Origin of the sequence: Nocardioides sp. CPCC 206348 (assembly GCF_048654705.1) — a bacterium.
GTDB lineage: Bacteria > Actinomycetota > Actinomycetes > Propionibacteriales > Nocardioidaceae > Nocardioides.
In genome coordinates this window covers 88,088-100,148 of the sequence record NZ_JBMCZA010000202.1, presented here as the reverse complement: position 1 = coordinate 100,148, position 12,061 = coordinate 88,088, and the positions used below count along the sequence as shown (strand labels likewise).

The 12,061-nt window shown below is 69.8% G+C and carries 11 protein-coding genes and 1 pseudogene; 6 read left to right on the top strand and 6 right to left on the bottom strand.

Annotated elements, in window-relative coordinates; genetic code table 11:
* Positions 1–204: 204 nt before the first annotated feature.
* From ACOADB_RS20035 to ACOADB_RS20015, 5 genes and pseudogenes are all read left to right on the top strand, one after another.
* Positions 205–1,503, top strand: a complete 1,299-nt coding sequence (locus tag ACOADB_RS20035) for a D-arabinono-1,4-lactone oxidase (protein WP_378602535.1) — start codon at positions 205–207, stop codon at positions 1,501–1,503.
* On the top strand, positions 1,500–2,744 hold the full coding sequence (locus ACOADB_RS20030) for an alanine racemase (protein WP_378602532.1): 1,245 nt from the start codon (positions 1,500–1,502) through the stop codon (positions 2,742–2,744). Before ACOADB_RS20035 ends, ACOADB_RS20030 begins: the two co-directional genes overlap by 4 nt.
* Before the next feature lie 30 nt (positions 2,745–2,774).
* Positions 2,775–2,957: pseudogene (locus ACOADB_RS20025) on the top strand (LysR family transcriptional regulator); the annotation flags it as partial.
* A 60-nt stretch (positions 2,958–3,017) separates the two neighbouring features.
* On the top strand, positions 3,018–3,725 hold the full coding sequence (locus tag ACOADB_RS20020; protein ID WP_378602529.1) for a LysR family substrate-binding domain-containing protein: 708 nt from the start codon (positions 3,018–3,020) through the stop codon (positions 3,723–3,725).
* A 164-nt stretch (positions 3,726–3,889) separates the two neighbouring features.
* On the top strand, positions 3,890–5,164 hold the full coding sequence (locus ACOADB_RS20015; protein WP_378602526.1) for a GDSL-type esterase/lipase family protein: 1,275 nt from the start codon (positions 3,890–3,892) through the stop codon (positions 5,162–5,164).
* Between the two features lies 1 nt (position 5,165).
* On the opposite strand, the gene ACOADB_RS20010 is transcribed toward ACOADB_RS20015, so the two are convergent.
* From ACOADB_RS20010 to ACOADB_RS19985, 6 genes are read right to left on the bottom strand one after another with little or no spacing between them, the layout of a single operon-like run.
* Positions 5,166–5,774, bottom strand: a complete 609-nt coding sequence (locus tag ACOADB_RS20010) for a trimeric intracellular cation channel family protein (protein ID WP_378602524.1) — start codon at positions 5,772–5,774, stop codon at positions 5,166–5,168.
* 12 nt (positions 5,775–5,786) lie between these two features.
* On the bottom strand, positions 5,787–8,729 hold the full coding sequence (locus tag ACOADB_RS20005; RefSeq protein WP_378602521.1) for a UPF0182 family protein: 2,943 nt from the start codon (positions 8,727–8,729) through the stop codon (positions 5,787–5,789).
* Positions 8,722–9,282 (bottom strand): PPA1309 family protein, encoded by a 561-nt coding sequence (locus tag ACOADB_RS20000; RefSeq protein WP_378602518.1) that lies wholly within the window; start codon positions 9,280–9,282, stop codon positions 8,722–8,724. Before ACOADB_RS20000 ends, ACOADB_RS20005 begins: the two co-directional genes overlap by 8 nt.
* Positions 9,283–9,320: 38 nt before the next feature.
* Entirely contained in the window at positions 9,321–10,358 is a 1,038-nt protein-coding gene (locus tag ACOADB_RS19995; RefSeq protein WP_378602515.1) for a PDZ domain-containing protein, read from the bottom strand.
* Between the two features lie 27 nt (positions 10,359–10,385).
* Complete coding sequence (locus ACOADB_RS19990; protein WP_378602512.1) at positions 10,386–10,751, bottom strand: hypothetical protein; 366 nt, start codon at positions 10,749–10,751, stop codon at positions 10,386–10,388.
* Between the two features lie 50 nt (positions 10,752–10,801).
* Entirely contained in the window at positions 10,802–11,230 is a 429-nt protein-coding gene (locus ACOADB_RS19985) for a molybdenum cofactor biosynthesis protein MoaE (protein ID WP_378602509.1), read from the bottom strand.
* 96 nt (positions 11,231–11,326) lie between these two features.
* Between ACOADB_RS19985 and ACOADB_RS19980 the strand changes: the two genes are divergently transcribed.
* Positions 11,327–12,061 (top strand): zinc-dependent metalloprotease (locus ACOADB_RS19980; protein WP_378602506.1); only part of this gene is annotated, 735 nt, incomplete at its 3' end.

Below are 12,061 nucleotides of genomic sequence, written 5' to 3'. Positions count from 1 at the left end.
GGGGGCAGGATTTGAACCTGCGACCTCTGGGTTATGAGCCCAGCGAGCTACCGAGCTGCTCCACCCCGCGTCGGTGAACACAACGTTAGGGCATGGCCCCAAGACCAGCCAAATCCGGAAGCCCGGATCCACAAGCCGGACCGGTGAATCGCACGCCAAACGGGTGTTTCACGCCGCCGTACGACGGCGCCTAGCGTCGTTCCCATGGACAGATGGACGAACTGGGCGGGCGACGAGCACTGCACCCCTGCCGTACTCGAGCAGCCGACCACCGTCGACGAAGTCGCCGACGCCGTGCGGCGTGCCGGTGATGCCGGACGTACGGTGCGGGTGGTCGGCGCCGGTCATTCCTTCGGCGACATCGTCTGCACCGACGGATCCCTGATGACGATCGACGGGCTCAGCGGCCTGCTGCACGTGGACGAGGAGGCCGGTCTGGTCCGGGTCGCGGCCGGCACCCGGCTCCACGAGCTCAACCGGTTGCTCGACCTCGAGGGGCTGGCGCTGGCCAACCTCGGCGACATCGATGCGCAGACCGTCGCCGGTGCGATCTCGACCGGCACCCACGGCACCGGGCGGTCGCTCGGCAACCTCGCCACGTTCGTGGAGTCGCTGGAGCTCGTGACCTCCGACGGCACCGTGCTCGAGATCCCCGCAGCCGAGACCGAGCTGCTCGCCGCCGCGCGGATCAGCCTCGGGTCGCTGGGGGTGATCACGGCCTACACGCTGCGCGTCGTACCCGCCTTCAACCTCCACTCCCAGGATCGCCCTCTCGCCCTGGCCGAGGTGTTGACCGACCTCGACGACCTGGTCGACGGCAACGACCACTTCGAGTTCTTCTGGTTCCCGTTCACGGACACCGCACTGACCCGCGCCAACAACCGCACCGACGGGCCCGCGAAGCCGGAGAACCGGCTCGCGAGCTACGTCAAGGGAACCCTCGTCGAGAACAACGTGCTCGACCTGGTCTGCCGGCTGGGGCGACGGCAGCCACAGCGGATCCCGCAGCTCAACCGCGCTGTCACGAAGCTGCTGCCGTCGTCGAGCCGGGTCGACCGGAGCCACCGGGTCTTCGCCAACACCCGCTCGATCCGCTTCACCGAGACCGAGTGGGCCGTGCCGCGCGAGGCCTGCCGGTCGATGGTGGAGGACATCCGCTCCCTCGTCGAGCGACAGGACCTCGCGGTGAACTTCCCGATCGAGGTCCGCTTCGTCGCAGGTGACGAGGCGTCGTACCTCAGCCCGGCCTACGGACGCGAGACCGCCTACATCGCGCTGCACATGTACGACGGCATGGCCTGGCAGGGGTTCTTCTCCGAGGCCGAACGCATCGCTGCGGCGTACGACGGCCGTCCCCACTGGGGCAAGCGGCACGGTCTCGACGCGGCCGCGCTCGCACCTCTCTACCCGGAGTGGGAGCGCTTCCAGAACGTCCGGGCGAAGCTCGACCCTGACGGCCGCTTCGCCAACGACCACGTGCGCCGCGTCTTCGAGGCACGATGACCACGACCGTCGACACCTTCGCCCTCGACCACAGCCGGCCCACCGGCGGCGTCGGCTACAGCGCCCTGGAGCGGGCGACCGCTCACCTCGAGCCGCCGTTCGCCGTGATCGACGTCGCCGCCCTCCAGGCCAACGCCCAGGCGATGGTCGCCCGTGCAGGCGGCAAGCCGATCAGGCTCGCCACCAAGTCCGTTCGCTGCCGGGCGATCAGCGACGCAGTCCTGCGAACCGATGGCTATGCGGGAATCCTCGCGCTCACCCTCGCGGAGGCACTCTGGCTCGCCGAGGAATGCGACGACGTCGTGGTCGGCTACCCGACGGCCGATGCCACGTCATTGCGCACCCTGGCCGGCGACGCCCGACTCAGCGCACGGGTCACGATCATGATCGACGCGACCGACCAGCTCGACCTGGTCGAGAGCGCGATCGGCGCCGTTGGGCGCGGCAGCCACCGGATCCGGGTGTGCATCGACCTCGACGCGTCACTCCGACTGCTCGGCGGTCGCGTGCACCTCGGGGCACGCCGGTCCCCCGTGCACAGTCCCGAGGCGGCGGCAGCGCTCGCGCGCGAGGTCGTACGGCGCCCGCGGTTCCACCTGGTCGGGCTGATGGCCTACGAGGGGCAGACGGCGGGGGTCGGCGACAACGCTCCGGGCTCGCCGCTGGGCCGGCTGCAGATCCGCGCGATGCAGCGCGTCTCCGTGAGCGAGCTCGCCGTACGCCGCGCGGAGGCCGTGGCCGCCGTCCAGGCGGTTGCGCCGCTGGAGTTCGTCAACGGAGGCGGCACCGGCAGCATCGAGCAGACCGTCGCCGAAGCGGCCGTCACCGAGGTCGCCGCGGGGTCGGGGCTCTACGCGCCGGTCCTGTTCGACCGCTACCGCTCCTTCCAGCCGCACCCCGCCGCCTTCCACGTCCAGTCCGTCGTACGACGTCCGGCGAGCGACCTGGCGACGGTGCTGGGCGGCGGCTGGGTCGCCTCGGGAGCCGCAGGCCGCGACCGGCTGCCGACACCGAGCTGGCCGGCTGGACTCGAGCTGACCGTGACCGAGGGTGCCGGCGAAGCGCAGACGCCGCTGCGTGGGCCGGGTGCCGGCAACCTGCGGGTGGGCGACCGTGTGTGGTTCCGGCACGCCAAGGCGGGCGAGCTGTGCGAGCGCGTCGACGTGCTCCACCTGGTCCGGGGCGACGCCGTCGTCGCGACCGTCCCGACCTACCGCGGCGAGGGAAAGGCATTCCTCTGATCCGACGACGCGGACCGCTACGATCCAGACATCACTGACCTGCACACGCGCAAGCTGCGCTACTTCATCGCCGTCGCCGAGGAGCTGCACTTCAGCCGCGCGGCCGCGAGGCTGTTCCTTGCCCAGCAGGCCCTCAGCCGGCAGATCCGGGAGCTGGAGGACGAGCTCGGCGTCCCGCTGTTCATCCGGAGCACGCGCAAGGTCGACCTGACGGCGGCTGGCGAAGCCTTCCTCATCGGAGCGCGCGCAGCACTCGATGCCCTGGACCAGGCCGTGGCCACGGCCACCCGGACCAACCGTGCTGTCACCGGCACCCTGCGCCTCGGCTTCTTCCCCGGCGCTGCGCTCGAGCTGACGGCCCCCATCGTGACCGAGTTCCAACGGCTCTACCCCGACGTGACCGTCGAGATGCACGAGTCGCCGATGGTCGACCCCTCGTGCGGGCTCGTCGACGGCACCTCCGACCTGGCCCTGATGCGACTTCCCGCGAGCGTCGACGGGATGGACACCGAGACGCTGTTCACCGAACCGCTCGTGGTCGCGGTCTCCACCGGTCATCCCCTCGCGCACCGCCAGAGCGTGACCGCCTCCGAGCTGCTCGAGCTGCCCATCACCCTCTCGCACACCCCGGATCCGGTCTACCGCTCGTTCTGGGTCCTCGACAGCTTCCGCGCCGACGGCCCGACTCCGCAGATCGTGGTGACCAGCTCGGTCACCGAGGAAGCCCAGCTGGTCTCCACCGGCACCGCCGTGTGCGTGACCGCCGCCGCGGCCGTGCGGTACGTCCCGCACCCCGGCATCCGCTACGTACCCATCGTCGACGCGCCGCGTTCCGAGGTGGCGCTGGTCTGGCGCCACGGCCATGCGTCGCTGCTGACCGAGCGCTTCCGCGAGTGCGCGGTGGAGGTGCGCGACCGGGAGACGGAGATCCTCGACCGCATCGAGAATCCCTTCGGCGCGGCCCGGGACCAGCGGGCCTGACAGACGTCTCCTGACCCACGCCGAGCGGCCACCGAACGGTCCCCACCGGGATCCACAACCAGATCAGGTGAGTCCGTGCGGAAATGGGCGTTTCTCTTCCCGTAACCACACCGCGAGAGTCGGGGGGTCGGTGTGAGACCGGCGTCACACCGAAGGAGATCCCCTTGCGCGTCCTGTCCCTGACCTCTGCACTGGCGCTGGCCGCCGGCATCCTCGTCCTCGCACCGACCGAGGCCGGCGCCGTCGACGTCCCCGGTCCCGGAGTCGGCCACTACGTCGCCCTCGGTGACTCGTTCACCGCCGGTCCACTGATCCCGGGCATGTCCTCGCTCGAGTGCGTCCGCTCGAACAACAACTACCCGAGCACGCTCGCGGTGAAGCTGGGCATCTACTACGAGGACGACCGGTTCTCCGACGTGTCCTGTTCGGGAGCCGACACGACCTCGATGGCGGGCGAGTTCACCACGCCGATCGGGACGACCGCGGCTCCGCAGTTCGACGCGCTCCGCCCCGACACCAATCTGGTCACCCTGGGCATCGGCGGCAACGACGAGAGCTTCTTCGGCACCATCATCGGCGAATGCCCGGGCCACCGGGACTCGGATCCGACGGGCAGCCCGTGCAAGGACGCCTTCACCGTCAACGGAGTCGACACCCTGGCCGCCATCGTGCCCCGCACCCAGCAGCGCGTCGCCAAGGTGATCCAGGGCATCAAGGCACGCTCACCGCACGCGAAGGTCCTCGTCGTCGGCTACTTGCGGCTGGTGCCCGCTGACGGCGTGCCGTGTGAGGACGTCCCGCTGGCCACCGGCGACATCCCGTGGGTCGACGGCCTGGAGCGCAAGCTGAACGCGGCGGTCCGGCAGGCGGCGAACGACAACGGGGTCACCTTCGTCGACACCTACGGTCCGTCACTCGGCCACGATGCCTGTGCCGGCGACGATGCGTGGGTCCAGGGCAACTACCTCAACATCTTCGAGGGCATCGCCTGGCACCCGCTGCGCTCGGGCATGGACGCCGTCGCCCAGCTGGTTCACGACAAGCTCAACGGCGTCGACCTCGCGGCCAACCGCCTGGTCACGGCGTCGTCGACGGAGAGCGGCTACGCACCGTCGCGGGCAACGGACCGCAACCCGTACACGCGCTGGGCCAGCGACTACTGGCGCGACGGCGAATGGCTCAAGGTCGACCTCGGAACCCGCAAGACCGTCCGCCGCCTGGAGCTCAACTGGGAGTACGCCTTCGCCAAGGGCTATCGCATCCAGGTGTCCGACAACGGCAGCACCTGGCGGACCGTGTGGACGACGGTCAACGGCGACGGCGGGCACGACACGGTGCAGTTCGCCGCCACCACGGCCCGTCACATCCGGATCGTGGGCGACCAGCGCGGCACGGGCTACGGCATCTCCCTGTACGACGTCGAGGTGTACGGGTCCTGAGCTACGGTCCGGTCCGTGGCACCGGAGCAGCCCAGCCCCGCCGCACCGCGAGCAGCCGCCAGCCGATCGTGACAGCGGCTGCCGGCGCGATCATGACGGCTGGCTCGACGCCCAGCTCGGCACCGGTCGCTGCCACGGCAGCGCCGGCCAGCGCAGGGATGGCGTAGAGCTCGCCGTACCGGAAGATGACGGGCACGCGCCCGACCAGCAGGTCACGGATGACCCCGCCACCGACACCCGTGACCATGCCGAGCGCGGCCGAGGGCGCCGGTCCGAGGCCGAACTCCTGGGCCTTGAGGGCACCGGCCACGCAGAACAGTCCGAGCCCGAACGCGTCGAAGACGTTGATGACGCGCTCGAGCCGCTCCACCGCCGGATGCCACGCGAAGGTCACCAGCCCACCGACCACGGGAACCAGGAGGTACCGCCAGTCGGCCAGGGCCGGCGGGGGCACCGCTCCGATCACGACGTCGCGGATCACACCGCCACCGAGACCGGTCGCCATCGCCAGCCCCACGACACCGACGATGTCGAGCTGGTTGCGCACCGCGACCAGCCCGCCCGAGATCGCGAAGACGAAGATCCCGACGAGGTCGAGGGTCAGGAGCATGACGGCCCCTGACTACTCGGCGTCGCGCTGGTCGGCCAGCTTGACGGCCTCCTCGACGGCGGTCTGGGCGATCTCAAGCTGGCGGGCCCACTCGACCGTCTCGCCCTTCGACTGGGCCTCCTCGGCTGCCTTGAACGCGTCGTCGGCCTTCGTCAGCTGCGCGGCGATCTGCTGGTCGAGGGTCAGGTCCGGCTCCTCCGGCGTCTCCTCACCCGGCTCCTCACCCGGCGTCGGATCGACGGGCGTCTCCGCGCCGCCGAGCTTCACGCCGAGCGCGTCGGCCAGCGCCGAGGGCAGGTCGCGATCGATGCCCACGCGCGCGCCGTACTTCACGATGACGTACTGGAGGATCGGGAACGCCGACGTCGCACTGCGTGCCGCATAGACCGGCTGGATGTAGATCAGCCCGCCGTTCACCGGCAGTGTGAGCAGGTTGCCGAACCGCGGCGGCGTCGCTCCCGCGACGCGGTACTGCTGCAGCTTCTGCGCGACCGCGTCGTTGCCCTGCATCTCGTTCGCGACCTGGCCGGGCCCGGGCGTGTTCTCGTCCGCCATCTCCAGCAGCCGCAGCTTGCCGAAGCCCTCCGACGTCGCGTCCGAGTTCACCTGGAGGTACGACGTCAGGGTGTTCTGCGCGCCACGGGGCTTGAAGACCGAGGTCAGCGACCAGTCCTTGGTGTCGTCGACCCCCGTCGAGAACAGGCGGTACGGCGGCTGGAACACCGCACGTGCGGCGTTCGGGTCCTCGGGGACCTCCCACCGGTTGTTGCCGGAGTAGAACTCGCCGGCGTTCTCGACGTGGTACTTCGCGAGCTGGTACCGCTGGACCTTGAACAGGTCCTCGGGGTAGCGCAGGTGCGCCATCAGCTCGTCGGAGATCTCGCTCTTCAGCGTGACCGAGTCCGGGAAGACCTTCATCCACGTCTTGAGGATCGGGTCGGTCTCGTCCCACTGGTAGAGCTTGACCGTGCCGTCGTACGCGTCGACGGTCGCCTTGACCGCCGAGCGCATGTAGTTGATCTCGTCGGTCGGCAGCGTCTGCAGCCCGGTCTCCTGCTGCAGCGAGTCGTCGATCATCGCGTCGAAGGACTCACGCTGCGCGTTCGGGTACTTGTCGGTCGTCGTGTAGCCGTCGATGACCCACTGGATCCGTCCGTCGATGACGGCCGGGTAGGGGTCGCCGTCGACGGTCAGCCACGGCGCGACCTTCTCGACCCGTTCGAGCGGCGTGCGGTTGTAGAGGACCTTCGAGTTGCTGTTGACGCGGCCCGAGAGCAGGAAGTTCGGCTCCCCGAACTTGATGGCGTACATCAGCTGGTTGAAGCCGCTGCCGACCTTGACCCCACCCTTGCCGTCGTACGTCGTCGTGGTGCGCTCGTCGTCCGTCGCGTCGTCGGTGCTCGGCAGGCCGAGCTCCACGTCCTTGGCGTCCTTGTCGGCCTTGCCGACGATGGAGTACGTCGGGCTCTGCTCGCCGAAGTAGACGCGGGTCTCGAACTTCTCGGCGTCGGTCAGGTCGCTGCCGCCGACGATGTCCTCGCCGCGGATGCCCTCGGCCCAGACGATCCGGCCGTTGGCCTGGTCGGCGATGTTGATCTTGTTGCCGTAGGCCGCGATCAGGCCCTCGCCGTGGGTGTACTCGGTGTGCAGGTTCGACCAGTTCTGGTCGGAGGCCTGGATGCCGGACTGGTCCAGCTCGCGCACGCCGAGGACCAGCGGCACCTCCTGGCCGTCGATGACGTAGCGGTCGACGTCGAGGACGGCGGGGACCGAGTAGTAGGCCCGGATCCGCTGCCGCTGCTGGAAGGTCTCGCGGACCTGGAGCGGGTCGACGACGGGCGTCGTCGTCAGCTGGCCGAGCACCTGGCTGCCCTGGGCCTGCGTGGTGTCCCCCGACGGGATCCCCTGGTACGACGTCTCGGTGGTGATGTCGCTGAGCCCGTACGCATCACGCGTGGCATCGATGTTGGCCTGGATGTAGCTGTTCTCCTTGTCGGCCTCCGACGGCTTCACCTGGAAGTTCTGGACGATGGCCGGCCAGATCATGCCGAGCAGCACGGCCGACAGCGCCAGCAGCGCGAGGCCGACGGACGGCAGCTGCCACGTGCGGCGCCAGATGTTGAGGAAGAACAGCACGGCGCAGATCAGCGCCACCGCGACCAGGATGTTGCGCGAGGGCAGCACCGCGTTCTCTGCGGTGTAGTTCATGCCGGTGAAGAGCCGGTGGTCGTCGGTCACCAGGTCGTAGCGGTCGAAGAAGTAGTCGACCGACTTGGCCAGCACGAAGGCGCCGAGCAGCACGGAGAACTGCACCTGGGCAGCACCGGAGAGGCGGTCGTGCTGCTGGTTCAGCCGGATGCCGCCGTACAGGTAGTGCACGACAGCGGTCGCGATCAGGGCGACGACGGCGATCGCCATCGCGAAGTCGATGACGAAGTTCCACCACGGCAGCTCGAAGACGTAGAAGCCGATGTCCTTCTTGAAATAGGTGTCCTTCTGCCCGAACGACTCCGCGTTGCGCCACAGCAGGAAGGTCCGCCACTGGCCCAGCGCCGACGTACCGGCGAAGATCCCGACGACCAGCGCCACCCCGGCGAGCAGCCAGCCACGGATCGGGGTCACGGCGTCGCGGTAGCGCTCGACGCTCGCGTCGCCACCGGCCATCCGGAACAGCGGGCGGAAGCGGTAGGCCAGGTGCATGTTGAGCGCCACGACGGCGCCCATCAGCGCGCCGAAGACGAGGAACAGGCCGACCCGGGTCCACAGCATGGTGCTGAACACCTGGCCGTAGCCGACCTCGCGGTACCAGAGGCGATCGGTGTAGATCGACGCGAAGGCGGTCAGCAGGAAGAAGCCGACGACCAGGATGACGCCCGTGATCACCAGCGCGCGGGCGCGGCGGCCGGGACGCTCGGGAGCCGGGCGCTCGGGGTCTTCGTCGAACAGGTCACTCATCGTTGCCACCCATGGGTTCTTCTTCCAGCGTGCCACGCAGGAGTTCGAGGAGGGCCGGCACCAGGTCGGTACCGCCCATCACTGCACTGTCGTTGTCTTCACTGCGCAACCGGAGCGCGCAGTAGGAGGCACCCGACCGGGTCACCCCGGCGACGATGCGTACGTCTTCCGCGTCGGGGTGCTCCCGCGCGAATTCCTGTGCTGCGGTGGGGTCCTCGGGCACCTGGCCATCCACCGCAGGCGGCAGGACCAGGCGCTCGACGACCGCCACGCACCCGACGATCACGTCCGGCCAGACGATGCCCGGCAGCACTTCCTCGAGCTCCTGGCCCTCGGGCAGCTCGTCCTGCTCGATCGGGGTCAGCGAACCGCGCTCCATCGGTGAGTCCAGTCCGAGCTGGGACGCCAGCGCCGGCTCGTGCTCGACGATGTGGGCCGTGTCGACCAGTGCGTACAGCCGCGCCGGCTGGTCCCAACCCGCGCGGGCGTTGTGCCCCTCGACCTCCAGTACGGCGGCCGCGAGGGCCAGGTCGACATCCAGCTCGTAGTCCATGGGCTCGCTTCGTCGCTTCGTTCTCGGCGTTGTCGTGGTCAGCAGGTCGGGAGCTTGGCGTCGTGGTCGCCAGCCCACTTCTCGAGGGCCAGGCGGGCTTCGTGCATCGTCGTCGCCTTGACCAGTCGCAGGTCGGGATCGAGGTCCTTGACGTCGGGGCAGTTGTCCTTCGGCACGAAGAACAGCTGGGCTCCGGCCTCCTGGGCGCCGGCGATCTTCTGCTCGATGCCGCCGATCGGTCCGACGGTCCCGTCGGGGTTCAGCTCGCCGGTGCCGGCGATGGTGGCGCCACCGGTGAGCGATCCCGGGGTCAACGTGTCGTAGATGGCCAACGAGAACATCAGGCCCGCGCTCGGACCGCCGACCGACGGGTCGACCCGCAGCGTGATCTTGAACGGGAAGTCGTAGCCGAGCCCGACCGACACCCCGACCCGCGGCGTGCCCTCCTCCTGCTTCGGCTTGACCCGCACGTTCAGCTCACGGCCGTCGCGCAGGATCTTGAACTCGACGATGCTGCCGTCCTCGTGCTTGCGCACGGCGTCGACGACGTCCTGCCCCTTGGTGACGGGCGTGCCGTCGACCTCCTGGAAGATGTCGTGGACCAGCAGCTTGCCCTCGGCCGGGCCGCCCTTGCTGACGGCCGCGACCTGGACCGCCGTCGGCACGTCGGTACCGAGCTCCTTGAGCGCGATCGCCTTCGCGACGTCCTGCGACGTCGTCATCTGGATGGCGCCCTCGGCCTCTTCGTCCTCGGCCGACTGGTCCGGCGGGTGGACGACGTCGTACGGCACGACGGCCTTGTCGCGGTCCAGCCAGCGCGACAGCGCATCGCCCAGCGTGAGCTTCTGTCCGTACGACGACGCGACCACCGTGGTGAACCGGATCTGGCCGTCGTCGTAGTAGGCCTTGTGGCCGTCGACCTGCACCAATTCGGCCTCGTCGGCGTCCTTGCCGAGCACGTCGAACGTGGGTCCCGGACTGTAGGAGGCGTAGGGCAGCGGAATCGCGAGGGCGACGCCGCCCAGGATCAGCACCAACGGTCCCGCGATGCACACGGCAATCAGGCGCTGGGTCATGGCGCCTACCTTCTCAGACGGCGCCAATCAGGACGCGCGGCGGTCGCTGGTCGGCCGCTCGTCGGCCTCCGCGGCGGGCTCCACGACCGGAGCCACGGCGGGCTCGATGACGGGCTCGACGACGGCCTCATCGGCCTTGCCCGGGATGATCACCGGTCGCGCCTTCGAGGGCCGCACGGCCACGCCCGAGGCCCGGTCCGGGGTGCGGGGAGGTACGGCGTAGCCGGGGCGCGAGGACTGCTCGCGCGACAACGCCTCACCCAGCTTGCGAGCGGCGGCCTCGCGACCGGCGTCACTCACCACGCCCTTGCTCTCGCGGCCCCACCAGCCGACCCCCACCATCGCGGCGAGGGTCACCACGGCGGCAGGCACCAGCCAGAACAGGATCTCCATCCGACGAGCGTAGGTCGGGCGTCCACGGCGATCGGACAGGACACGCGGCCCTACGGAGATCCGACCCATTCGTCGGTGCCGTCAGCGAAGAGCTGGTGCTTCCAGATCGGGACCTCGGCCTTGAGGGTGTCGATCAGTGCCCGGCTGGCCTCGAAGGAGGAGCCCCGGTGCCCCGACGTCGTCGCGACCACCACGGCCAGGTCGCCGATCGCCAGGTCGCCGACCCGGTGGACCGCGGCGACCCCCGTGACGTCGTACTCCTCGGCGACGCGGTCGCAGACCGCCTGCAACCGGTCGAGCGCGGTGGGGTGGGCGGAGTACGACAGACCGGTCACGCCCTGCCCGTGGTCGTGGTCGCGCACCCGGCCGACGAAGAGCACCAGGCCACCGGCGGTGGGGTCGTCCAGGCTGTCCAGGACCTCGACCACCGACAGTGGCTGGTCCGAGATCGCGACGAGGCGCACCGCTGGGTGAGTCATGGCTGCACTCTATTGCGACGGCCGGGCGAAAGGTCCGGGGTCCAATCAGGGGTCTCCCCCACACCATCGGTTGGCGAACCGGCGTAAATTCGAGCCATGAGCAACGATGGGGACCAGCCGGGCAAGGACGACGGGGACCAGCCGAATCCGTTCAAGGGCACACCCTTCGAGCAGATCTTCGGCGCGCTGGGCGGTGCGTTCCCCGGCGGGATGCCCGCCGGGTTCCCCGGCGGCGGTCCCGGCGGCATGGACTTCCTCGCGCAGATCCAGTCCCTGATGCAGCCGCACGACGGGCCGCTCAACTGGAACGCCGCCAACGACATCGCCCGCAAGGCCGTCTCGGCGGACCCGGACCCCTCCCCCGGCCAGCGCGACAGCGACCGGGTGTCCGACGCGGTCCGGCTCGCCGACCACTGGCTCGACACGGCCACCCAGTTCCCCTCCGGGGTGAGTACGACGGCCGCGTGGAGCCGTGCCGAATGGCTCGTCGAGACCCAGCCGGTCTGGAAGGTCCTCGTGGAGCCCGTCGCCGCGAAGTCGGTGACCAGCCTCTCCAGCGGCCTGCCCGAGGAGATGAAGGCGGCGGCCGGCCCGCTCGTCGGCATCATCGGCCAGGCCGTCGGCGGCATGCTCGCGATGCAGATCGGCCAGGGCCTCGGTGCCCTCGCCGGTGAGGTGCTGACCGCCTCCGACATCGGCCTGCCGCTCGGCGCCCCGGGCAAGGCCGCGCTGGTGACCAGCAACGTGCGCGCCTTCGCCGAGGGCCTCGATGTGTCCGAGGACGACGTGATCCTCTACCTCGCCCTGCGCGAGGCCGCCCACCAGCGCCTC

Bases quoted from the DNA above. Each gene is read 5' to 3' on its own strand.
- ACOADB_RS20035 (WP_378602535.1), top strand. From the start codon at position 205: ATGGACAGATGGACGAACTGGGCGGGCGACGAGCACTGCACCCCTGCC.
- ACOADB_RS20030 (WP_378602532.1), top strand. From the start codon at position 1,500: ATGACCACGACCGTCGACACCTTCGCCCTCGACCACAGCCGGCCCACC.
- ACOADB_RS20010 (WP_378602524.1), bottom strand. From the start codon at position 5,774: ATGCTCCTGACCCTCGACCTCGTCGGGATCTTCGTCTTCGCGATCTCG.
- ACOADB_RS20005 (WP_378602521.1), bottom strand. From the start codon at position 8,729: ATGAGTGACCTGTTCGACGAAGACCCCGAGCGCCCGGCTCCCGAGCGT.
- ACOADB_RS20000 (WP_378602518.1), bottom strand. From the start codon at position 9,282: ATGGACTACGAGCTGGATGTCGACCTGGCCCTCGCGGCCGCCGTACTG.
- ACOADB_RS19995 (WP_378602515.1), bottom strand. From the start codon at position 10,358: ATGACCCAGCGCCTGATTGCCGTGTGCATCGCGGGACCGTTGGTGCTG.
- ACOADB_RS19990 (WP_378602512.1), bottom strand. From the start codon at position 10,751: ATGGAGATCCTGTTCTGGCTGGTGCCTGCCGCCGTGGTGACCCTCGCC.
- ACOADB_RS19985 (WP_378602509.1), bottom strand. From the start codon at position 11,230: ATGACTCACCCAGCGGTGCGCCTCGTCGCGATCTCGGACCAGCCACTG.